Consider the following 23,133-nt stretch of genomic DNA (forward strand, 5'->3'; position numbering starts at 1 on the left):
TTTGCTGTTTCAGAGATGAACGACGGCCAGGTCCAGGCGGCCGTAGTCGTTGTCGTTATGGTCGCTGCGCGGTGGTACGTGGTGGGTTTTCATCACTTGGTCGCCTTGCAGGGTTTCCAGATGGATATCGAACCCCCACAACCGATGCAGGTGCTTGAGCACTTCGTCGGTGGATTCGCCCAAGGGTTTGCGGTCGTGTTGTTGATGGCGCAAGGTCAGTGAGCGGTCGCCCCGCACGTCGATGCTGTAGATCTGCACGTTCGGTTCGCGGTTGCCCAGGTTGTACTGCGCCGCCAGGGTTTCGCGAATGGTGCGATAGCCAGGCTCATCATGGATGGCTGGCACCACCAGGTCGTCCTTGAGGTCGTCGTCGAGGATGCTGAACAGCTTGAGGTCGCGAATCACCTGGGGTGACAGGTACTGCAAGATAAAGCTCTCATCCTTGAAGCTGCTCATGGCGAACTTGATGGTGGACAGCCAATCACTGCCGGCGATTTCCGGGAACCAGTGGCGGTCCTCTTCGGTTGGGTGTTCGCACATGCGCCGGATGTCGCGGTACATGGCAAAGCCCAACGCGTAGGGGTTGATGCCGCTGTAGTACGGGCTGTCGAAACCGGGTTGGAACACCACGCTGGTGTGGGAGGTGAGGAACTCCATCATGAAGCCGTCGGTGACCAAGCCCTCGTCGTACAGGTCGTTCATCAAGGTGTAGTGCCAGAATGTTGCCCAGCCTTCGTTCATCACCTGGGTTTGGCGTTGAGGATAAAAATATTGGGCGATCTTGCGCACGATACGCACGATTTCCCGTTGCCAAGGCTCCAGCAGCGGTGCGTGCTTTTCCAGGAAATACAGGATGTTTTCCTGAGGTTCGGCGGGGAAGCGAGCATTGTCCTTGTCGCTGTTTTTACCGGATTTTTTAGGAATGGTGCGCCACAGGTCATTGATCTGCTTCTGCAGATGCTCCTCGCGCTCCTTCTGGCGCAGGCGTTCTTCCTCGGCGGAGATGGGGTACGGCCGTTTGTAACGGTCCACGCCGTAGTTCATCAAGGCGTGGCAAGAGTCGAGCAGGTCTTCTACCGCGTCGATGCCGTGGCGTTCCTCGCACTGCATGATGTACTGCTTGGCGAACACCAAGTAGTCGATGATCGAGCTGGCATCGGTCCAGGTGCGGAACAGGTAATTACCCTTGAAGAAGCTGTTGTGCCCGTAGCAAGCATGGGCCACCACCAGTGCCTGCATGCAGATGGTGTTCTCTTCCATCAGGTAGGCGATGCATGGGTCGGAGTTGATCACGATCTCGTAGGCCAGGCCCATCTGGCCCCGGCTGTAGGATTTCTCGGTGCTGAGGAAGTGTTTGCCGTAGGACCAATGGTGGTAACCCAGAGGCATGCCTACAGACGCATAGGCATCCATCATCTGTTCGGCGGTGATCACCTCGATCTGGTTGGGATAGGTGTCCAGGGCGTAACCCGCCGCGATGCGGCTGATTTCCCGGTCATAGGCCTGGATCAGTTCAAAGGTCCACTCGGACCCCGTGGAGATCGGTTGGCGCTTTTGCTCTTTTTTGGCGGTCATGTCACTAACCTGCGCTGGAAGAGTTCACGGAAGACCGGGTAGATATCGCCGGCCGAGACCAGTTGCTGCTGGGCGAATGTGTCGGCAAAGGCTTCACCGATGCGCTCATATTCGAACCACAGAGCCTGGTGCTCACGGGGGGTGATTTCAACGTAAGTGTAGTACTGCACGAACGGCATGATCTGGTTGATCAGGATGTCGCGGCAGATGGGTGAGTCATCGTTCCAGTTGTCGCCGTCTGAGGCTTGGGCGGCGTAGATGTTCCACTCGTTGGCCGGGTAGCGCTCTGCCATGATCTCCTGCATCAGCTTCAAGGCACTGGAGACGATGGTGCCGCCGGTTTCCCGCGAATAGAAAAACTCCTCCTCGTCCACTTCCCGAGCGCTGGTGTGATGGCGGATGAACACTACGTCGATCTTGTCGTAGTTCCGTTTCAGGAACAGGTACAACAGGATAAAGAAGCGCTTGGCGATGTCCTTGGTGGCTTGGGTCATGGAGCCGGAAACGTCCATCAGGCAAAACATCACGGCCTTGGAGCTAGGGTTGGGCTGTTTGACCAGCAGGTTGTATTTGAGGTCGAAGGTGTCGAGGAATGGCACGCGGTGAATACGTGCACTGAGTTTTTCGATTTCCGCCTCGATTTCCTGGATATCGCCGAAGTTGTCTGGCTCCTCGCGTTTCAAGCGCGCCAACTCTTCCTTGGCTTCCTTCAACTTGGCGCGGCTGCTGCCTGACAGCGCGATACGTCGGGCGTGGGCCGAACGCAGGGTACGGATGATGTTGATCCGGGACGGGTTGCCCTCGTTGCTGATCCCGGCGCGCACGGTCTTGAAGGTGTCGGTGCCGGTGAGGTTGCGCTTGACCAGGTTGGGCAGTTCCAAGTCTTCGAACATGAATTCGAGGAACTCTTCCTGAGTGATCTGGAACACGAACTCATCCATGCCTTCGCCGGAATTACCGGCCTTGCCCGGGCCTTTGCCGCCGCCACCGCCTTGGGGGCGCTGGATATGCTCGCCGGTGGTGAATTCCTTGTTGCCTGGATGCACGACGGTCTGCTTGCCGCCCCTGCCGTGGTGCAGCACCGGTTCGTCGATGTCCCGCCCGGGGATGCTGATTTGCTCGCCATGCTCCATGTCGGTGATGGAGCGGCGGCTTACGGCTTCTTCCACAGCCTTTTTGATGTGGTCACGGTAACGCCGCAGGAAACGCTGGCGGTTTACCGTGCTCTTGTTCTTGCCATTGAGGCGTCGGTCGATCACATAGCTCATAGGGGAGCCCTCCGGGCAGCTTCACGTTACAAGCTTCAAACTGCGGGCTGGAAGCTTAAAGACAGGCGGTCAGTTGCCAGGCCCAGGGGCCTGGCACTGCACGCGTGTCGCTGCCTTATTGCGATTTGCGAACCCGCAGGTACCACTCGGAAAGCAGCCGTACCTGTTTGTCGGTGTAGCCACGCTCGACCATGCGTGTGACGAAGTCGTTGTGTTTTTGCTGGTCCTCCTTGCTGGCCTTGGCGTTGAAGCTGATGACCGGCAGCAGATCCTCGGTGTTGGAGAACATTTTCTTCTCGATGACCACCCGCAGCTTCTCGTAGCTGAGCCAGGTGGGGTTCTTGCCGTTGTTGTTGGCGCGGGCGCGCAGCACGAAGTTGACGATCTCGTTGCGGAAATCCTTCGGATTGCTGATGCCAGCCGGTTTCTCGATTTTCTCCAGTTCTTCGTTGAGGGCTACGCGGTTGAGAATCTCGCCGGTCTCCGGATCGCGATATTCCTGGTCCTGGATCCAGAAGTCGGCGTACAGCACGTAGCGGTCGAAGATGTTCTGGCCGTACTCGCTGTAGGACTCCAGGTACGCAGTCTGGATCTCCTTGCCGATGAACTCGATGTAGCGCGGTGCCAGGTATTCCTTGAGGAAACGCAGGTAGCGCTCACGGGTTTCGGCCTGGAATTGTTCCTGTTCGATTTGTTGCTCCAGCACGTAGAGCAAGTGCACCGGGTTGGCTGCGATCTCATGGGGGTCGAAGTTGAAGACTTTGGACAGGATCTTGAACGCGAAACGCGTCGACAGGCCGTTCATGCCCTCATCCACACCGGCGCTGTCGCGGTATTCCTGGATCGACTTGGCCTTGGGGTCGGTGTCCTTGAGGTTTTCGCCGTCGTACACGCGCATCTTGGAGTAGATGTTCGAGTTTTCCGGTTCCTTGAGGCGCGACAGCACAGTGAACTGGGCGAGCATCTTCAAGGTGTCGGGCGCGCAATGGGCCTTGGCCAGGGAGCTGTTGAACAGCAGCTTGTCGTAGATCTTGATTTCATCGCTGACCCGCAGGCAGTACGGCACCTTGACGATGTAGATCCGGTCGATGAAGGCTTCGTTGTTCTTGTTGTTGCGGAAGGTGTGCCATTCCGATTCGTTGGAGTGGGCCAGCAGGATCCCGGTGAACGGAATCGCCCCCAGGCCTTCGGTACTGTTGTAGTTGCCTTCCTGGGTGGCGGTCAGCAGTGGGTGCAGCACCTTGATGGGTGCCTTGAACATCTCCACGAATTCCATCAGGCCCTGGTTGGCCCGGCACAGTGCGCCCGAGTAGCTGTAGGCGTCGGCGTCGTTCTGTGGGAATTCTTCCAGCTTGCGGATATCCACCTTGCCCACCAGTGCCGAGATGTCCTGGTTGTTCTCGTCCCCTGGTTCGGTCTTGGCTACACCGATCTGGTTGAGGATCGACGGGTAGAGTTTCACTACGCGGAACTGGCTGATGTCACCACCGAACTCGGCCAGGCGCTTGGTGGCCCAGGGCGACATGATGGTGTTGAGGTAACGGCGTGGGATGCCGAAGTCTTCTTCAAGGATCGCGCCATCTTCGGTGGCGTTGAACAGGCCCAAAGGCGACTCGAACACCGGTGAACCCTTGATGGCGTAAAAGGGCACCTTCTCGATCAGTTGCTTGAGTTTTTCGGCCAGAGACGATTTGCCGCCGCCGACGGGGCCGAGCAGGTAGAGGATCTGTTTCTTCTCTTCCAGGCCTTGGGCGGCGTGGCGGAAGTAGGAGACGATCTGATCGATGCATTCTTCCATTCCGTGGAAGTCTTCAAAGGCCGGATAGCGGCGGATCACCTTGTTGGAAAATATTCGCGACAGCCGCGAATTGTTTGAGGTGTCTACCAGCTCCGGCTCGCCGATTGCCAGTAGCAGGCGTTCGGCGGCAGACGCGTAGGCACTGCGGTCCTGTTTGCACAGCTCGAGATACTCTTGCAGCGTGAGTTCTTCCTGCTGTGTGGACGCGAAGCGTTGTTGGAAGTGGCTAAAGATACTCATGACGTCGTCACCTCGCTCGATACGTGGAGCCGACGCCGGATCAATCAGTCGATGCTGGCAGTCATTGACAGACGCCAATGGCCGTTTTCCCCCCAGAACACCCTGAAACGCTACCGATGACCCGCACGCCGGTGTACCGGCTCTCCCCTGATTCGGATGGCCTGCGCTTAAGGATAGTTCGGAATCCGGGAGGTCAAGGCGCGATGCGTAATTAGTTTGGCCGCGCCGTTCGTCAGAAACGGCGCGAGCCCAAGCGTCACGCGGGATAGCGGGGTTTGAAAAAAATTATTGCGAATCGCCTGAGGAAATTTCTGCAGGATAAGTCGTACGCCACAGTTCAAAGCCACCGTCCAGGCTATAGACGTCGGAGAAGCCCTGGCTGATCAGGTACGCCGCCGCGCTCTGGCTGGAGTTGCCGTGGTAGCAGGCAACAATCACTGGCGCGTCGAGGTCGGTAGCGCGGATGAAATCAGCGATGTTGACGTTGTCCAGATGTTGGGCTCCGGTGATGTGAGCAGCCGCGTAGGTAGGCTGATCACGAATGTCGACGACCACGGCACCTTGCTCACGCAGGGCCTGGGCTTGTTCGGGGGGGATGCGTTTGAATTCGCTCATGGGGGCTCCTAGGGCTTGGCGGCCGGCAGGGTAACGGAAAGGGGGGATTCACACTGGCAGCTGTGGCGTTCGCCAGTGTCGATGTTCATCAAAGTCATGGCGCCGCCCCACACGCAACCGGTGTCGAGGGCGAATACGCCGGGCTCATCGCACTTGCCTTCAAGGGCTGCCCAGTGACCGAAGATGATCTTGGTATCACGGGTCTTGCGGTCCTTGTGGGCGAACCACGGTTTGTAGCCGGGCAGGGCGGTGTCGGCGCCTTCCTTGCTCTTGAGGTCCAGCTTGCCTTCGGCGGTGCAGAAACGCATGCGCGTGAAGTAGTTGGTGATCACCCGCAGGCGCGTGACGCCGGTGAGGTCGTTGTCCCACTTCACCGGTTCGTTGCCATACATGCCGTCGAGGTAAGTGGTGTACAGGCTGTCATCGGCCAACACGCTTTCGACTTCGGCGGCGCACTTGAGGGCTTTCTTCAGTGTCCACTGGGGCGGGATGCCAGCATGCACGAGGGCCATGTTGCGGCCTTCGTCGTAATGCATGATTTTTTGCCGACGCAGCCAGTCGAGCAATTCGGCGCAATCCGGCGCTTCGAGGATTTCCCGCAGGGTGTCGCTCTTTTTCAGGCGCTCGATGTTATTGCCCGCGGCCAGCAGGTGCAGGTCGTGGTTGCCCAGCACGCACACCAGGGACTCACGCAGGCTATATAAGTAGCGCAGGGTCGCCAAGGACTCGGGGCCACGGTTGACCAGGTCACCGACCAGCCACAGGCGGTCGCGTGCCGGGTCGAAGGCTACGCGTTCAAGCAGACACTTGAGGGGTTCCAGGCAGCCTTGCAGGTCACCGACCGCATACGTCGCCATCAGTGCAGGGCTCCAGGCACGGCGAGGCGGAAGGGCGCGATGATGGCGTCGAACAGCTGGCCGTCGGTGGCTTTCATCTGATACGAGCCTTGCATGATGCCGACTTTGGAGGTCATCACCGTACCGCTGCTATACGTGTGGCTGGCTCCGCTGTCGATCAGCGGTTGTTGGCCAACCACGCCGGCGCCGCGCACTTCCTCGACCTGGCCGTCACCGTCGGTGATCACCCAATGGCGGGACAACAGCTTGGCCGGCACCAGCCCGTTGTTTTTCACCGTGATGGTGTAGGCAAAGGCGAAGCGGTTGTTTTCAGGTTGGGATTGGTCCGCCAGGAAGCGGGTGACGACGCTGACGTCGATCTGGTAGCGAGGATCGGACATGCAAGAGGCCTTAAAAGCGGAGGACAGCAGATGCGAGTCAGTCTAGGCCAAGAGGTGGGCACTAGGCCAGACATGTGTCTGGCCTCTTCTGTAGGAGCGAGCTTGCTCGCGAAGATCGTCAACGGTAACGCGGGCATTCAGGCAGCACGCGGTGTCCTGGCGTTTTTCGCGAGCAAGCTCGCTCCTACAATTTATTCAGCGGCTGGCGCGGGCTGGATGGCCAGTTGGTCGGCCAGGCGCACGAATGCGGCCAGGTCCAACTGCTCGGGGCGCAGGCTGCCATCGACGCCAGCGGCTTCGATTTCAGCGTTGCTCAGCAAGGCCTTGAGGGTGTTGCGCAGGGTCTTGCGACGCTGGTTGAAGGCTTCGCGCACGACGCGCTCCAGCAACTTGTGATCCTTGGCCGGGTGCGGCAGCACGGCGTGAGGCACCAGGCGCACGATGGCCGAGTCGACTTTCGGCGGCGGGTTGAACGCGCCAGGGCCCACATTGAATAGGTGTTCGACGCGGCAGTGATACTGAACCATGATCGACAGACGGCCCCAATCACCACCGCCTGGCCCGGCAGCCAAGCGCTCTACCACTTCTTTTTGCAGCATGAAGTGCATGTCACGGATGATCCCTGCGTTGTTCAGCAGGTGGAAAATCAGCGGCGTGGAGATGTTGTACGGCAGGTTACCCACTACGCGCAGGCTGTTAGGCGCGGCGTTGAGGCTGTTGAAGTCGAATTTCAGCGCATCGCCTTGATGCAGGTTGAAGTTGGACTTGCCGGCGAACTGTTGGTTGAGGATCGGGATCAGGTCCTTGTCTAGCTCCACCACGTCCAGTTGCCCGCCGCTGGCCAGCAGGCCTTGGGTCAGTGCGCCCTGGCCCGGGCCGATTTCCAGCAGACGGTCTTCGGGTTTGGCATGGATGGAACGCAGGATGCGGTCGATCACGCCGGCGTCGTGCAGGAAGTTTTGCCCGAAGCGCTTACGCGCCCGGTGTTGGTAATGCTCAGTCATATACGGGTCTCGGCCATCTGATAGGCGGTTTCCAGGGCCACGCGCAGGCTGCCGGTATCGATCTTGCCGCTGCCCGCCAGGTCCAGGGCAGTGCCATGGTCGACGGAAGTGCGGATGATCGGCAGGCCCAGTGTCACGTTGACTGCGGCGCCGAAGCCTTTGTATTTAAGCACCGGCAGCCCCTGGTCGTGGTACATCGCCAGCACTGCGTCGCAGTGCTCCAGATATTTGGGGGTAAACAGAGTGTCTGCAGGCAATGGGCCGCGCAGGTCCATGCCTTCTTGGCGCAGACGCTCCAGGGTTGGTTCGATGATGTCGATTTCTTCATGGCCCAGGTGGCCGCCTTCACCGGCGTGGGGGTTGAGCCCGCAGACCAGGATGCGCGGTTGGGCGATGCCGAATTTTTGTTGCAGGTCGGCGTGCAGGATGCGCGTCACGCGCTCCAGTCGCTCAACGGTAATGGCGTCGGCAATGTCACGCAGTGGCAGGTGCGTGGTTACCAAGGCAACGCGCAGGCCGTGCGTTGCCAACATCATCACGACTTGTTCGGTGTGGGTCAGTTCAGCGAGGAATTCGGTGTGCCCGGAGAAGGCGATGCCGGATTCGTTGATCACGCCTTTGTGCACGGGGGCAGTGATCATCCCGGCGAAGTCGCCGTCGATGCAGCCTTGCCCGGCGCGGGTCAGGGTTTGCAGCACGAACGCTGCATTGGCCTTGTCCAGTTGCCCGGCAACCACTTTGGCTTGCAGTGGGGTGTCCCACACGTACAGGCTACCGGCGGGGGCGGGCAGGTCGGGCCAATTGCCTGGCGATGCGTCCAGCAAACTGACCGCCACGCCCAGTTGCGCGGCCCGCTCAAGGAGCAGGTCGCGGCTGGTAATGGCAATCAGGGGGTGTGGCTGGGCTTGCGAGGCGAGCAGCAGGCACAGGTCTGGACCAATGCCGGCCGGCTCGCCGGGTGTTACCGCGAAACGCTTCGGTTTCACTGAGTTGCCTGGTCGGTGCCTGTTTGCTCGGCGCCTGGCAGCTTGTTCTCTACGTAGGCTTCGTCACGGATCTGACGCAACCAGGTTTGCAGCTCTTCGTCGTATTTGCGGTTACGCAGTACGTTCAGGGCTTGTTGCTCGCGGGCCTGGCTGGTGTTGTCGGTGGCGCGACGGCCAAGGACTTCCAGCACATGCCAGCCATATTGGGTCTTGAACGGCTTGGACAGAACGCCTTGCGGGGTCTTGGCCATGACGTCCTGGAACTCCGGCACCAGTGCCTTCGGGTCGATCCAGTTCAGGTCGCCGCCGTTGAGGGCGGAACCCGGGTCTTCCGAGAAGCTCTTGGCCAGGGTGGCGAAGTCTTCACCGCTTTCGATGCGGTCATAGATCTTCTGGGCCAGTTCCTTGGTTTGGGCTTCGGTACGGATTTCGCTGGGTTTGACCAGGATATGACGAACGTGGACTTCGTCTTTCAGCGAGGTCTCGCCACCGCGACGCTCCAGCAACTTCAGGATGATGAAACCACCTGGGGTGCGGGCTGGTTGGGTGATACCGCCGACTTCCATGGCGCTCAGCTCGCGGTCGAACGGAGGTGGCAATTGAGCGGCTTTACGCCAGCCCATGTCACCGCCTTCGAGGGCGTTGTCGCTGCCAGAATGCGCGATCGCCATCTGGGCAAAGTCAGCGCCTTGCTTCAGTTGGTTATAAATCGCCTGGGTTTTGGCGGCGGCGGCATTGAGCTGCTCGGAGTTGGCGCTGTCCGGGGTCGGGATCAGGATATTGGCCAGGTGCAGTTCTTCGGAAAGCTGCATCTTGCCCAGGTCCGATGCCAGGAAGTTCTTCACTTCCTGCTCGGACACCTGAACCCGCTCGGCCACACGGCGCTGACGCACGCGGCTGATGATCATTTCACGGCGGATCTGGTCACGGGCGTCCTCATAGGACAAACCGTCGCGGGCCAGGGCTGCACGGAACTGGTCGATGCTCATGTTGTTGCGCTGGGCAATGGTGCCCACGGCCTGGTTCAGCTCTTCGTCCGAGATTCGGATGCCAGAACGCTCACCGATCTGCAGTTGCAGGTTCTCGACGATCAGGCGTTCCAGTACCTGCTGGTCCAAGACGCTGGTAGGTGGCACGCCACCGCCACGCTTGGCGATGGTTTGCTGGACTTCCTTGACGCGGCTGTCCAGTTGGCTCTGCATGATCACGTCGTTATCGACGATGGCCACTACCTTATCCAGTTCTTGAACCGCAGCGTGCGCCGATGCGGTACCCAGGAACAGCGCGCCCAGCACTAGCGGGCGCAGACAATCAGAAAGCTTGGTCTTCACGTTCACGATAACCTTCAATGCCTTTGTCGAGGAAGCTCTCTACCTTGGCGCCGGTCAGGCCGCCGAGTCCTTTGAGGACGATCTGGAGGAAGAGCCCGTGGTCACCCTTTTCGTTAAGCGGGGCGATCTGGCTGTATTCGTCGTTGGAAACCCAGTAACGGTTGATGACGCGCAGTTTCCAGCAGCAGTTGTCGTACTCGAAACCACCAAAGGCTTCCAGGGTACGGTTGCGGGCATAGTCGTACTGCCAGCGGGTGATCAGGTTCCACTGCGGAACGATCGGCCACATCATCGAGAAGTCGTGTTGCTGGATTTTGTAGTAATCCTTCACGTAGTTATCTGCGCCAGGCGTACCGTAGTCACCACCAAACTGCCATTTGCCGGTCAGCTGGTTGTAGACAACCTGGTCATTACGATAGCGGTAGCCAACGTTGATGATCTTGTTCGGGTTGTCTTCCGGCTGGTAGTGCAGCATCGCGCTACCGGAACGAGGAGCGTGCTCTTCGGTGTCCCAGTTGTAGTCCGCGGTGGCGCGCCAGTCGCGGTTGAAGCGGTACTCGTAGTCCAGCGCGACAGGCGAGACATCGGTACTCGCGTCGGCACGGTCGGACGCCAGGATGCCCGGCAATTGAACTTCGCGATCCTTGAAGTACAGCGCCTGGCCCACGGATACGCGCTGACGCTCGAAGCCGTTGTCTTCGATCCAGCGGCTGGTCAAGCCCAGGGACAGCTTGTTCTCGTCGCCGATACGGTCCGAGCCGCTGAAGCGGTTGTCGCGGAACAGCGAGGCGTAGCTGAACGAGTATTCGCTGGTGTCGAACACCGGGATATCGCTCTGGTCCTTGTTCGGTACGTACAGGTAGAACGCACGCGGCTCAAGGGTCTGGCGGTAGTTGGTGCCGAACCAGTTGGTATTGCGATCGAAGTACAGGCCGCTGTCGACGCTGGCAATCGGAACCGCACGGTCCTGGGAGCTTTTGAACGTGCCGCCGGCATATTGGGTGCCATTTCTCGCCGCCAAAGCTTGCGCAGCAACAATGTCGTCCTTGCCCTGACTGTCAAGATCAAGATCGTACTTGGTGTAGACGTACTTGAGCTTCGGCGTCACAAAACCGTAAGTCCAGTTCATCGGATACTCGACGGCTGGCGCTACGTTCAGGCGGGTGCCGTTGGCGCGAGTCAGACCTGTGACGTAGGTGTCCAGGCGACGCTCAGAGACACCGTCTTCATTGATGAAATTGCCGTTCTCTAGGCTGCGCTCAAAACGAACAGCTTCGGTCTCGTAGCTGAAGTTCAAACCGCCTGGATGGTACGGCAGCATGCCGTTGAAGGTGATTTGCGGCAGGCGGTCATATGGCGTGATCTGAGAGATTGTCGCCAACTGGTAAGCCTGGACGTTCAAGCGTGCTTGGAAGTCGTCGCCGCGATAGGTCACGGAACCCTGCTGGTTCACGTAGTCCTGGCTCTCGACGCCTTCCTGGTAGGACTTGAGGTCCTGGAAGTAGTACGGATCGCTGATCGTGGTGTAGTCGACCTGGGTCAGTACACGCGAATCCAACCCGCCCTTGTGTTGCCAGTTGAGCATGTAGCGAGTTTTTTCGGAGTCGGTCTGCTGCTTGCGCTCGTCGTTGTCGTCGTTCAGGTACGCGCCGCCGAACTGGCCTTCGCTGGACTTGGTGAGGTAGCGGAATTCGCCTTCCATCATCATGCCGCGCTTGGTCATGTATTGCGGGTACAACGTGGCGTCGTAGTTCGGCGCCAGGTTGAAGTAGTACGGCGTAACCAGGGTGAAGCCGGTCTCGCTGCCGGAGCTGAAGCTCGGTGGCAGGAAGCCGGATTGACGACGGTCGTCGATCGGGAAATAGATGTAGGGGGTGTACAGGATCGGGATGTTCTTGATCCGCAACGTCGCGTTGGTGGCCGTACCAAAACCGGTGGCCGGGTTCAACGTGATGTTGTTGCCCTTGAGCTGCCAGGCATTGCTGTCTGGTTCGCACGTGGTGTACGTGCCGTCCTTGAGACGGATGATCGCGTTTTCGGCACGCTTGGCGTACAGCGCGTTACCGCGGATGCGCGACTTGTGCAGTACGTACTCGGCGTTGTCGATCTGCGCCGCACCGGTGTCCAGCTGGACTTGGGCGTGGTCGCCGACGATCAAGGCACCGTTGTCGCGCATGCGCACATTGCCGTTCAGCTCGCCGCGGCTTTCAGCCTGGTACAGGCTCGCCTCTTGGGCTTCAAGCTGCATGCTGCCTTGGCGCATGACAACGTCACCGGCCAGGGTGGCGACTTGTGATTCCTGCTCGTAACGAGAAGCCTTGGCACCGATGAAGGTGGGCGCATCGCTCTTGTTCGTCTTGTCGTTCATGCCAGGACGAATCGGCTCGATGTACGCACCACCGCAATACGGGCCGGTTTCGGCCAGTTGGGCGGCGGTCAGCTTGTCGCGAGGGACCCAGTCCAAGTGGCTGTAGTCGGCGCTGCGCGAACGCAGGCCACGGCCCTTGGAGTCGGTAACCAGTGCGGTCTGCGGCGCGGACTCGGCTTTGCCGCCGGCTTCGCCTTGCGGCGTAGCGTCAGCCGTGCTGACAGCGGCGCCATCGTGCACGGGGCGCGGTGGCAACGGGGCTGCGGCGGTTTTTGGCGCGCAATCCCAGGCACCCGAAGCAGAGACTGAGCAGTCATACTGTTCCGCGGCGACCACGAATGAGGTGGCGAAAGGTTGCATGGCCAGCAGACTGCCGGTTACCAGCAACGGAAATTTTCTACGAAACGCGGGGGATTTCAATGCCATCTTATTAGTCCGGGCTTCCTGCGTGCCATCTGCCCGCGGTGTGGGCCGCACGCCTCTCGATGGTCTGAAAAAGATGCGTGATAATAAAGCATGACCCGCTTGACGGCTAGCGCCGTCGGAGACCCTTGTAATGCCCGAGCAAGATCTACGTTTACAACAGCTGAAAGTCTGGCTGGATGAGCAGTTGCCGATCCTTTTCAATGCTCAAGGTTGGGGTGCCGTACCCCCGGCCACATTGACTGCGGCCAGCAGCGACGCGAGTTTCAGGCGCTACTTCCGTTGGGAAGGCGGTGGCCGGACTTTCGTGGTGATGGACGCTCCACCCCCCCAGGAAAACTGCAAACCCTTCGTCGATATCGCCCATTTGTTGGCAACGTCGGGCATAAATGTTCCAAAAATTTATGCAGAAGATTTGCCCCACGGCTTTCTTTTGCTCAATGACCTGGGCCAAAAAACTTTCCTGGATGTGATTGACGCGCAAAACGCCGATCAATTGTTCGCCGATGCCATCGACGCCTTGCTGGCTTTCCAGCAATTGCCGATGGACGCACCCCTGCCCAGTTATGACGTTGCCTTGCTGCGCCGTGAGCTGGAACTGTTTCCAGAGTGGTACGTGCGTCGGCATCTGGGTATCGAGCTGGATACTCAGCAGCAAGCCCTCTGGCAACGTGCCAGCGATCTGTTGATCGACAGCGCCCTGGCCCAGCCCAAAGTGCTGGTGCACCGCGACTATATGCCGCGCAACCTGATGATCAGCGATCCGAACCCCGGTGTGTTGGATTTCCAGGATGCGGTCTACGGCCCGGTGACCTACGACATCACGTGCCTGTTCAAGGACGCCTTCCTCAGTTGGCCCCAGGCCCGTGTGCGTGAATGGCAGCGCGGCTACTGGGCGCGTGCGGGCCAAGCCGGCATTCCTGTTCAGGCCGATTTCAACGACTTCCTGCGGGCCAGCGACCTAATGGGCGTGCAGCGTCACCTCAAGGTCATCGGTATCTTTGCGCGCATCTGCCACCGTGACGGTAAGCCTCGTTACCTGGCCGACGTGCCGCGCTTCTTTGCTTATATAGAAGCGGTGCTGGCGGATCGTCCTGAGTTGACCGATCTGGCCCAATTGCTGGCGAGCCTGCGCCAGCCTGCCGAGGCGACTGTATGAAGGCGATGATCCTGGCCGCCGGCAAAGGCGAGCGGATGCGTCCGCTCACCTTGCACACGCCAAAACCGTTGGTGCAGGCCGGCGGCAAGCGCTTGATCGAATATCACCTGGAGGCGCTGGCCAAGGCTGGCTTCACTGATATCGTGATCAACCATGCCTGGCTCGGCCAGCAGATCGAAAGCTACCTGGGAGACGGTGCGCAGTTCGGCCTGCGTATCCGCTACTCACCCGAAGGTGAGCCGCTGGAAACCGGCGGTGGGATCTTCCAGGCACTGCCGTTGCTGGGGGACGAACCGTTCCTGGTGGTCAATGGCGATATCTGGACCGATTACGACTTCACCCGGCTTAAGCAACCCCTGCAGGGCCTGGCCCATTTGGTGATGGTCGACAACCCGGCGCATCACCCTTCAGGCGGTGATTTCTACCTCGATCAGGGTTTGCTTCATGATGCAGCGGCCGGTGCCGATAACCTGACCTTCAGCGGCATTTCCGTGCTCGACCCCAAGCTGTTCGCGGGTTGCAGCGCGGGTGCCTTCAAGCTGGCGCCGCTGTTGCGAGCGGCCATGGCTAAAGGTTTGGTAACGGGGGAGCACATGGCGGGACGCTGGATCGATGTCGGCACGCTGGAGCGTCTGGCACAAGTCGAAACCCTGCTGGCAGCGGGGCAGTAGCATGTTGTGGCCAGGGACGCTGATCGGCGCCGGGGCTGGCTTTGTCGTTGCCAGTATTCCGGGGGCCTTGTTGGGCGCGCTGCTGGGGCAGGCGTTGGATCGTCGCCTGCAACTGCACAGTTGGGCGCAGTTGCGTGAGCGCCTGGGTGGGCGCCCGGCGTTGCGCAATGACGAGTTGTTGTTCGTACTGCTGGGGCGCCTGGCCAAAAGCAACGGCCGGGTGGCAGACGGGCATATTCAACAGGCGCGACAAGAGATGCGCTCGCTGGACATGACCGAGTCGGCTCAGCGCCGTGCAATTGCAGCGTTCAATCGTGGCAAGTCCGGTTCTGATCGGGTGCGCAGTTACCTACGTGTGCTCAAGGCCCAACCCCATGCGGCGGAAGGTGTATTGCGTGCGTGCTGGCGTATGGTCTGGGCGGACGGCAGAGCGAGCGATGCCGAGCGTGATTTGATCGACTTGTGGGGCAAGTGGCTGGGCTGGACTCCGCAGCAGCTCAAGGCGCTGGCCGCTGACTTCACGCCGGAGCGCAAGCCGCTGGTGAATCGAAGCGGTAATTATCAGGATGCGTTGCGCTTGCTTGGCGTGACGGCCACGTCTGAACCATCGGTGATCAAGGGCGCTTATCGTCGCCTGCTCAGCCGCCACCACCCGGACAAGGTGGCCGGCAGTGGCGCCAGCCCCGCGCAGGTGCGTGAGGCGACCGAGCGTACGCGTGAGTTGCACAGTGCGTATGCGTTGATTCGTGAGCGGCGGGATTTTCGTTAGGCACCACTTTCTTGTTTTGATAACCCATTCCAATGTGGGAGCGGGCTTGCTCGCGAATGCGGTGGGTCAGTGTCAGATGTGCTGACTGATAGACCGCATTCGCGAGCAAGCCCGCTCCCACAGGGGGGGCGGTGCTCTTGAGGTTGGTGATCAGTCTGTAACCGCCTGCGGGCTCAACCACCCACGAACCCTTCGATACAACTGCTCCTGCTCGGCCGCGCTGTTGCCAGGCATGGTCTTGAGCGACACCTGCTTATAACCCTCATTCTTCAACCGCTTGGCCGCCTGGCCCCTAGCCTGGGCATTTTTGCGTGCCTGGGCGTTGTCTTGATAAAACACATCCGCAGTCGGCAGCTTCAAGCCAGGCGCCAATTGCTGTACATCCGGATGGCGTCCGGTCGGCGTCTGCGCGGCGACCATGACCAGTTTCTGCACCTGGGACGGCTGCTTCTCTGTCAAATACCGCGCGGCCCACCAGGCGCCCGTGCCATGGCCGAGCAACACCACGCTGCGCGCACTTTGGGATTGGGCGAAGGCCACGGCGGCATCGATGCGGGCGAAGATGCGTGAGGCGTCGGTCTTGTCTTGCTCATCCGCCCCCGGCACTACTGACGGGTCAGTGCCTTCGGCTTCGGCGCTGGCGGCTTGCTCGATAGGCTTGTCGGCGGTGCTGGCGTCCTTGCTGCTGGTATCGACGGTGGCCTTGGGCGCTTCCATCACGCGCGGTGGCAAGGTGTCTACGCTCACATCCGGCAACGACAGGCTGAGGCTACCCCAGTTGGCATCTGGCAATTTGCGCCGCAACGGACCGATTGCTTGCGGCCAGTCAGCATTTTCGCCGCTGCCCGGTACGATAATCACCACGCCTTCGGGCTCGGCGCTGTTGGCCGGTTTCCACAGGGCGAGGAATGAATCGCTGCCGGCCTGCAATTGCTGTTGTTCCTGCTGCGGGATTTTACGTTCCAGGGCACTCGCTTCTTCCTGGCTGCGCTCAAGCAAGGGCTGGCGTTCGACGGGTTTTTCGGCGGGCGGCGCGGGTGCATCGGCAGCCTGCACAGAAAAGGCACTGGTAAACAGCAGCGACAGGCACAATGCTGGCAGTGCCGAACGGTGAATAAAGGGCATCGTTAATTCCCGGCCAGAAGAGATTCCAGCAGCCTAATGGGTTGGTCAGTATTTGTCAGTGATGTGAGACGTGGATCATGGGTTTTCGCTGTCTGCTGGTTATCGGCTGTTTATGCTTTGCCTTGATGGCGAATGCCTCCACTGCGCCCGCCGCAGCGCCGGCGCAACTCAACGCACAGCAACGCGAATGGTTGGCCCAACACCCAGAGTTGCGGGTGGGCCTGGTCTTGCAGGCACCCTTCGCCCAATACGATCGACGCTTGCAGCGGTTGTCCGGGGCCAATGTGGAGTTGATGCAGTGGCTGGCCAAGGCGCTGAATGTCGAGCTGACCTGGCGCAACTTCCCCAGCCAGGAGCAGTTGGAAGCCGCCCTGCGCGAGGGTGAGATCGACATGGCCCCCGGCCTGCAACAAACCCCGTCCGGCCTGCGTCTGTGGTTGTTCACTGACCCTTATATGCGTGTGCCCCAGCATATCGTCGGCATCCGCGACGGCGGCGGCGCGGTAGAGCTGGAAAAGCTCGATGAACAATCCCGCGTTGCCGTACGCATGCCCAGCGCCGTGGCCGACTACCTGCGCAGCACGTACCCGAACCTTAATCTGCAAGGCGTGCCCATGGAGCGCCAGGCCCTGCAATTGCTGGTCAGCCAGCAGGCGCGCTACGCGGTGGTGGATGAAGCGCAACTGAGCCGGTTGTCTGGCGAGGCAGAATTCGCTGGGCTGGCGGTAGTCGGCGATATCGGCCTGCCGCAATTGCTGCGGGTGGCCACGCGCCGGGATTGGCCGGAACTGGCCGGCATCATGGAAAGTGCCCTGCGTGCCATCCCCGCTCGCGATCTGGACCAACTGCATAACCGCTGGCTGCAAGCCAAATACCCACGCCTTACCGAGTCCCCGGGGCTGTGGCAGAACATCAGCCTGTTGTTGGGGCTGCTGCTGCTTGCCAGCCTGGCGGTGGTGTTCTGGCAGCGCCGCCAGCAACAGGCGTTGGAGCATGGCCTGCTCGCCGCCCGCGAAGAAAGCGCCGCCCGCGCCGCCGGTGCCGAAGCGTTGCGGTTGACGCAATTTTCCATCGACCAGAGCACCGTGGGCATCTTGTGGGTCAATTGGGACAGCCATGTGCGCTACGCCAACCGCGCCGCCGAAACCATGCTCGGTTATGGCCCGGATGAGCTGATCGAACGCCCGCTGGCCGACCTCGACCCCACCCTTCACATAGACCGCTGGCTCAACCTGTGGAAGCGCGCCCGTGCCAGTGAAGACGGCCCGCAGAACTTCGCCACCGATTGCCGGCGTGCCGACGGCAGTGTCCTGCCGACCAATGTGTCCCTGAGTTTTCTGCGGTTTGCCGACGCCGAATACCTGGTGGTCTACCTCAACGATGTGACCGAACTTCGTCGTACGTTGGCCGCGTTGCTGCAAAGCGAAGCGCAGTTGCGCGAGTTGTCCGCCCACCTGGAAACCGTGCGCGAAGAAGAAAAGGCCCGCATCGCCCGTGAAGTGCATGACGAACTGGGGCAGATGCTCACCGTGCTCAAGCTGGAAACCTCCATGTGCGAATTGGCCTACGCACAACTGGACCCCGGCCTGCATGAGCGCTTGAACAGCATGAAGCGCCTGATCGCCCAACTGTTCCAACTGGTGCGCGACGTGGCCACCGCGCTGCGCCCGCCGATTCTCGATGCGGGCATCGCCTCGGCCATCGAATGGCAGGCGCGGCGCTTCGAAGCGCGCACACAGATTCCCTGCCTGGTTCAAGTCCCAGATAATCTGCCAGCCCTGAGCGACGCCAAGGCCATCGGCCTGTTCCGCATCCTGCAGGAAGCGCTGACCAATGTGATGCGCCATGCCCAGGCGCATACTGTCGAGCTGACGTTGGTGGTTGAAGGCGCGGACTTGCGCCTGACCATCAGCGATGACGGCGTCGGTTTCGTCCAGGCCCAAGGGCGCGCGGTATCGTTCGGTCTGGTGGGCATGCGCGAGCGGGTGCTGATCATGGGCGGACAGTTGAGCCTTTCCAGCGAGTTGGGGGAGGGCACCACCCTGAGCGTCACGGTGCCGTTGGATGCATAACACCAAGAGGAAGTCCCTGTGATCCGCGTACTGGTAGCTGAAGACCACACCATCGTTCGTGAAGGCATCAAGCAATTGATCGGCTTGGCCAAAGACTTGCTGGTAGTGGGGGAGGCGAGTAATGGCGAGCAATTGCTGGAGACTTTGCGCCATGTGCCCTGCGAAGTGGTGTTACTGGATATCTCCATGCCCGGCGTTAATGGCCTGGAAGCCATCGCGCGGATTCGTGCACTGAGCAACCCGCCAGCGATTTTGGTGCTGTCGATGCACGACGAAGCGCAAATGGCCGCCCGTGCCTTGAAGGTGGGCGCCGCTGGCTACGCCACCAAGGACAGCGACCCGGCGTTGCTGCTGACGGCCATTCGTAAGGTCGCGGCCGGTGGGCGCTATATCGACCCGGACCTGGCGGACCGCATGGTCTTCGAAGTGGGCCTCACCGATACGCGGCCGTTACACTCGTTGCTCTCTGAGCGTGAGTTCTCGGTGTTCGAACGCCTGGCCCAGGGCGCCAACGTCAACGACATCGCCCAGCAACTGGCGCTGAGCAGCAAGACCATCAGCACCCACAAGGCGCGCTTGATGCAAAAGCTCAATATCACCTCCCTGGCGGAATTGGTGAAGTACGCCATGGAGCACAAGCTGTTGTAACGACATACCTGTTTACGACCCCCTTTGAACCGTGCTGAACCGATTCCTGGCGCATGGCGCCGTGGCACTGTTCCATCCCCGCCATCCGTGTAGGGCGATCCCTACCCCAAACCTTCCATCCGGCTGATGCAATTCTCTCCCAGCCCCCGATTTCCGGGGGCTCGCGGCTGGACTACGCTTGTGCCACAGCAGTCCAAAATACAAAGGTGCGGGTATGAGCGAGGTGGATTCAAATGATGTCCTGGTCAGCTTTCGTGGCGTGCAAAAGAGCTACGACGGCGAGAACCTGATCGTCAAAGACCTCAACCTGGAGATTCGCAAGGGCGAGTTCCTCACCCTGCTCGGGCCTTCCGGTTCGGGCAAGACCACCAGCCTGATGATGCTCGCCGGCTTTGAAACGCCGACCGCTGGCGAAATCCAGCTGGCCGGGCGCTCCATTAACAACGTGCCGCCGCACAAGCGCGACATCGGCATGGTGTTCCAGAACTACGCGTTGTTCCCGCACATGACCGTCGCCGAGAACCTGGCGTTCCCGCTGTCGGTGCGCGGTTTGAGCAAGACCGACATCAGCGAGCGGGTCAAGCGCGTGCTGAACATGGTCCAGCTCGACGCCTTCGCCCAGCGCTACCCGGCGCAACTCTCCGGCGGCCAGCAACAGCGTGTGGCCCTGGCCCGCGCATTGGTGTTCGAACCCCAACTGGTATTGATGGATGAACCCCTCGGCGCCCTCGACAAGCAACTGCGTGAACACATGCAGATGGAAATCAAGCACCTGCACCAGCGCCTCGGCGTGACCGTGGTGTACGTGACCCACGACCAGGGTGAAGCGCTGACCATGTCTGACCGCGTGGCGGTGTTCCATCAGGGCGAGATCCAGCAGATCGCCGCACCGCGCACGCTGTATGAAGAGCCTAAGAACACGTTTGTCGCCAACTTCATCGGCGAGAACAACCGTCTCAACGGCCGCTTGCACAGCCACACCGGCGACCGCTGCGTGGTGGAGTTGGCGCGGGGCGAGAAAGTCGAGGCGCTGGCGGTGAACGTCGGCCAGGTCGGCGGCCCGGTGACCCTGTCGGTGCGCCCGGAACGCGTCAGCCTCAACGGTTCCAGCGAAAGCTGCGTCAACCGCTTCTCGGGGCGCGTGGCGGAATTTATCTACCTGGGTGACCACGTGCGCGTGCGCCTGGAAGTCTGCGGCAAGACCGATTTTTTTGTGAAACAACCGATTGCCGAGCTGGACCCAGCGTTGGCGGTTGGCGACGTGGTACCGATTGGCTGGCAAGTCGAGCACGTTCGCGCACTCGACCCACTTCTAGAGGCGAATTAATCGCCCCCATGGCTTCACCAACCCTGCACGTGGAGAGAACAACAATGTTGAAATCCCTGAAGTATTCGGCGCTGGCTATCGGTTTGATGGGCGCCACACACGCCATGGCCGGCCCGGACCTGACCGTTGTGTCGTTTGGCGGCGCGAATAAGGCGGCACAGGTCAAGGCCTTCTATGCACCGTGGGAAAGCGCGGGCAACGGCAAGATCGTCGCCGGCGAATACAACGGTGAAATGGCCAAGGTCAAAGCCATGGTCGACACCAAGAGCGTGTCCTGGGACCTGGTAGAGGTGGAATCGCCGGAGCTGTCCCGTGGCTGCGACGAAGACATGTTCGAACCCCTGGACCCAAAACTGTTTGGCAACACCGCCGACTACGTAAAAGGCGCAATCCAGCCGTGCGGCGTGGGTTTCTTCGTGTGGTCCACGGTGCTGGCCTACAACGCCGACAAGCTGACCAGCGCGCCAACCAGCTGGGCGGATTTCTGGGACACCAAGAAATTCCCGGGCAAGCGCGGCCTGCGTAAAGGCGCCAAGTACACCCTGGAATTTGCCCTGATGGCCGACGGCGTGGCGCCGAAGGATGTGTACAAAGTGCTGGCCGGCAAAGATGGCCAGGACCGTGCCTTCAAGAAGCTCGACGAGCTGAAACCTTCGATCCAATGGTGGGAGGCCGGCGCACAACCGCCGCAGTACCTCGCCTCCGGTGACGTGGTGATGAGCTCTGCGTACAACGGCCGCATCGCCGCCGTGCAGAAAGAAAGCAACCTGAAAGTGGTGTGGAACGGCGGGATCTACGACTTCGACGCCTGGGCCATCCCTAAAGGCCTGGCCAAAGACCGTGCAGAAGCGGCGAAGAAATTCATCGCTTTCTCGGTACAGCCGCAGCAGCAGAAGACCTACTCGGAAAACATCGCCTACGGCCCGGCCAATACCCAAGCCGTACCGTTGCTGGCCAAGGACATCCTCAAGGACATGCCGACCACCCCGGAAAACATCGCCAACCAGGTGCAGATCGACGTGAGCTTCTGGGCGGATAACGGTGAGCAGTTGGAGCAGCGCTTCAACTCGTGGGCTGCCAAGTAATCAGCATCGCCACTAAACCCATGTGAACGGGGTTTGTGTGGGAGCGGGCTTGCTCGCGAATGCGGTGTGCCAGTTGACACATGCATCGACTGACACACTGCATTCGCGAGCAAGCCCGCTCCCACACGAGCCCGCTCCCACATGAGATCTGCTGTGTTGGGCAGATTGCATTCATTTTCATTCTCGGAGTTTGCCATGGACATCGCCATTCCTGGCCCCACCCTCAAGCAACGCCTGGCGCGTGCCGAGCGGGTCAACCGCTGGAAGGCCCAGGCCTTGATTGCGCCGCTGGTGCTGTTTTTGCTGCTGGTGTTCCTGGTGCCTATTGTTGCGCTGTTGTTCAAGAGCGTCGGCAACCCGGAAGTGGTAGGCGGCTTGCCGCGTACCGTGGTGGCGGTGACCGCCTGGGATGGCCGTGGCCTGCCGGGTGAGCCGGTGTACCAGGCTCTCAGTGAAGACCTGGGCGAAGCCCGCAAAAACCAGACCTTGGGCGACCTGTCCAAGCGCCTGAACATGGAGCTGGCCGGCTATCGCAGCCTGCTGACCAAAACCGCACGGGCGCTGCCGTTTACCGAAGCCCCGGCCTCTTATAAAGAAGCGTTGGAAAACCTCGATGAACGCTGGGGCGACCCCGCGTACTGGCAGGCGATCCGGCGCAATACCAGCAGCCTGACGCCGTTCTACCTGCTGGCGGCCGTCGATCACCGTATCGACGACCTCGGCGAAGTGGCCCCGGCCACGCCAGACCAGGCGATCTACCTGGATATCTTCGCCCGCACCTTCTGGATGGGCCTGGTGATTACCGCCATCTGCCTGGTGTTGGCGTATCCCCTGGCGTACCTGCTGGCCAACTTGCCGGCACGCAAGAGCAACTTGCTGATGATCCTGGTGTTGCTGCCGTTCTGGACCTCGATCCTGGTGCGCGTAGCCGCGTGGATCGTTTTGCTGCAATCCGGTGGCCTGATCAACAGCGCACTGATGAGCATGGGCCTGATCGACAAGCCCCTGGAGTTGGTGTTCAACCGCACCGGCGTGTACATCTCCATGGTGCACATCCTGCTGCCGTTCATGATTCTGCCGATCTACAGCGTGATGAAGGGCATCTCGCCCACCTACATGCGTGCGGCGATTTCCCTGGGCTGCCACCCGTTCACCAGTTTCTGGCGCGTGTACTTCCCGCAGACCTACGCCGGTGTCGGCGCCGGGTGCCTGCTGGTGTTCATCCTGGCGATTGGTTACTACATCACCCCGGCACTGCTGGGCAGCCCGAACGACCAGATGGTCAGCTACTTCGTGGCCTTCTACACCAACACCAGCATCAACTGGGGCATGGCCACGGCGTTGGGCGGCTTGTTGCTGCTGGCCACTGTGGTGCTGTACCTGATCTACAACCGACTGGTGGGCGCCAGCCGCCTGCGCCTGAGCTAAGGAG

Annotated in this window: 19 protein-coding genes; 8 read left to right on the plus strand and 11 right to left on the minus strand. The window is 60.5% G+C overall.

All coding sequences use genetic code 11. The features are described 5' to 3' along the window. Positions 1 to 9: 9 nt before the first annotated feature. The 10 genes from ACLD1Y_RS02905 to ACLD1Y_RS02950 form a co-directional block, all read right to left on the minus strand. On the minus strand, positions 10 to 1,575 hold the full coding sequence (locus ACLD1Y_RS02905) for a SpoVR family protein (RefSeq protein WP_429475268.1): 1,566 nt from the start codon (positions 1,573 to 1,575) through the stop codon (positions 10 to 12). Next, entirely contained in the window at positions 1,572 to 2,843 is a 1,272-nt protein-coding gene (locus ACLD1Y_RS02910) for a YeaH/YhbH family protein (protein WP_016977872.1), read from the minus strand. The genes ACLD1Y_RS02905 and ACLD1Y_RS02910 overlap by 4 nt, the downstream gene beginning before the upstream one ends. A 115-nt stretch (positions 2,844 to 2,958) precedes the next feature. Continuing rightward, positions 2,959 to 4,881, minus strand: a complete 1,923-nt coding sequence (locus tag ACLD1Y_RS02915; RefSeq protein WP_135289065.1) for a PrkA family serine protein kinase — start codon at positions 4,879 to 4,881, stop codon at positions 2,959 to 2,961. A 285-nt stretch (positions 4,882 to 5,166) separates the two neighbouring features. Then, the gene (gene glpE / locus ACLD1Y_RS02920) at positions 5,167 to 5,496 is read right to left on the minus strand and encodes a thiosulfate sulfurtransferase GlpE (RefSeq protein ID WP_429475270.1); all 330 of its coding nucleotides are present in this window, start codon (positions 5,494 to 5,496) and stop codon (positions 5,167 to 5,169) included. Between the two features lie 8 nt (positions 5,497 to 5,504). Next, the gene (locus ACLD1Y_RS02925; RefSeq protein ID WP_429475271.1) at positions 5,505 to 6,353 is read right to left on the minus strand and encodes a symmetrical bis(5'-nucleosyl)-tetraphosphatase; all 849 of its coding nucleotides are present in this window, start codon (positions 6,351 to 6,353) and stop codon (positions 5,505 to 5,507) included. Continuing rightward, positions 6,353 to 6,733: a Co2+/Mg2+ efflux protein ApaG gene (gene apaG, locus ACLD1Y_RS02930; protein ID WP_429475273.1), complete on the minus strand. Its 381-nt coding sequence runs from the start codon at positions 6,731 to 6,733 to the stop codon at positions 6,353 to 6,355. Before apaG ends, ACLD1Y_RS02925 begins: the two co-directional genes overlap by 1 nt. 191 nt (positions 6,734 to 6,924) lie before the next feature. Next, positions 6,925 to 7,737, minus strand: coding sequence for a 16S rRNA (adenine(1518)-N(6)/adenine(1519)-N(6))-dimethyltransferase RsmA (gene rsmA, locus ACLD1Y_RS02935; protein ID WP_429475275.1), 813 nt, complete (start codon positions 7,735 to 7,737; stop codon positions 6,925 to 6,927). After that, positions 7,734 to 8,723, minus strand: a complete 990-nt coding sequence (gene pdxA / locus ACLD1Y_RS02940; protein WP_429475277.1) for a 4-hydroxythreonine-4-phosphate dehydrogenase PdxA — start codon at positions 8,721 to 8,723, stop codon at positions 7,734 to 7,736. Before pdxA ends, rsmA begins: the two co-directional genes overlap by 4 nt. Next, complete coding sequence (gene surA / locus ACLD1Y_RS02945; protein WP_429475279.1) at positions 8,720 to 10,060, minus strand: peptidylprolyl isomerase SurA; 1,341 nt, start codon at positions 10,058 to 10,060, stop codon at positions 8,720 to 8,722. Before surA ends, pdxA begins: the two co-directional genes overlap by 4 nt. Next, positions 10,035 to 12,848, minus strand: coding sequence for an LPS-assembly protein LptD (locus ACLD1Y_RS02950; protein ID WP_429475281.1), 2,814 nt, complete (start codon positions 12,846 to 12,848; stop codon positions 10,035 to 10,037). The genes surA and ACLD1Y_RS02950 overlap by 26 nt, the downstream gene beginning before the upstream one ends. A 130-nt stretch (positions 12,849 to 12,978) precedes the next feature. On the opposite strand from ACLD1Y_RS02950, the gene ACLD1Y_RS02955 reads away from it, so the two are divergent. From ACLD1Y_RS02955 to ACLD1Y_RS02965, 3 genes are read left to right on the plus strand one after another with little or no spacing between them, the layout of a single operon-like run. Beyond that, entirely contained in the window at positions 12,979 to 14,004 is a 1,026-nt protein-coding gene (locus ACLD1Y_RS02955) for an aminoglycoside phosphotransferase family protein (RefSeq protein ID WP_429475283.1), read from the plus strand. Beyond that, a complete protein-coding gene (murU, locus tag ACLD1Y_RS02960; RefSeq protein WP_429475284.1) occupies positions 14,001 to 14,675 on the plus strand; it encodes an N-acetylmuramate alpha-1-phosphate uridylyltransferase MurU in 675 nt (224 codons plus the stop codon). The genes ACLD1Y_RS02955 and murU overlap by 4 nt, the downstream gene beginning before the upstream one ends. A gap of 1 nt (position 14,676) precedes the next feature. Then, complete coding sequence (locus ACLD1Y_RS02965) at positions 14,677 to 15,444, plus strand: TerB family tellurite resistance protein (RefSeq protein ID WP_429475286.1); 768 nt, start codon at positions 14,677 to 14,679, stop codon at positions 15,442 to 15,444. Positions 15,445 to 15,594: 150 nt separating this feature from the next. On the opposite strand, the gene ACLD1Y_RS02970 is transcribed toward ACLD1Y_RS02965, so the two are convergent. Next, positions 15,595 to 16,569: an alpha/beta hydrolase family protein gene (locus ACLD1Y_RS02970; protein WP_429475288.1), complete on the minus strand. Its 975-nt coding sequence runs from the start codon at positions 16,567 to 16,569 to the stop codon at positions 15,595 to 15,597. A gap of 77 nt (positions 16,570 to 16,646) precedes the next feature. Here ACLD1Y_RS02970 and ACLD1Y_RS02975 point away from each other — a divergent pair, with 77 nt between their 5' ends. The 5 genes from ACLD1Y_RS02975 (at position 16,647) to ACLD1Y_RS02995 (ending at position 23,129) form a co-directional block, all read left to right on the plus strand. After that, a complete protein-coding gene (locus tag ACLD1Y_RS02975; RefSeq protein ID WP_429475290.1) occupies positions 16,647 to 18,641 on the plus strand; it encodes a transporter substrate-binding domain-containing protein in 1,995 nt (664 codons plus the stop codon). A gap of 18 nt (positions 18,642 to 18,659) precedes the next feature. Further along, positions 18,660 to 19,289, plus strand: coding sequence for a response regulator (locus tag ACLD1Y_RS02980; RefSeq protein ID WP_017739608.1), 630 nt, complete (start codon positions 18,660 to 18,662; stop codon positions 19,287 to 19,289). A 214-nt stretch (positions 19,290 to 19,503) separates the two neighbouring features. Next, positions 19,504 to 20,616, plus strand: a complete 1,113-nt coding sequence (locus ACLD1Y_RS02985) for an ABC transporter ATP-binding protein (RefSeq protein ID WP_135289077.1) — start codon at positions 19,504 to 19,506, stop codon at positions 20,614 to 20,616. Positions 20,617 to 20,660: 44 nt separating this feature from the next. After that, entirely contained in the window at positions 20,661 to 21,701 is a 1,041-nt protein-coding gene (locus ACLD1Y_RS02990; protein WP_429475292.1) for an ABC transporter substrate-binding protein, read from the plus strand. Positions 21,702 to 21,896: 195 nt separating this feature from the next. Beyond that, positions 21,897 to 23,129 (plus strand): ABC transporter permease, encoded by a 1,233-nt coding sequence (locus ACLD1Y_RS02995; RefSeq protein ID WP_429475294.1) that lies wholly within the window; start codon positions 21,897 to 21,899, stop codon positions 23,127 to 23,129. The last annotated feature ends 4 nt before the right edge of the window (positions 23,130 to 23,133 follow it).

Origin of the sequence: Pseudomonas sp. 18175 (assembly GCF_050432925.1) — a bacterium.
Lineage (GTDB): Bacteria > Pseudomonadota > Gammaproteobacteria > Pseudomonadales > Pseudomonadaceae > Aquipseudomonas.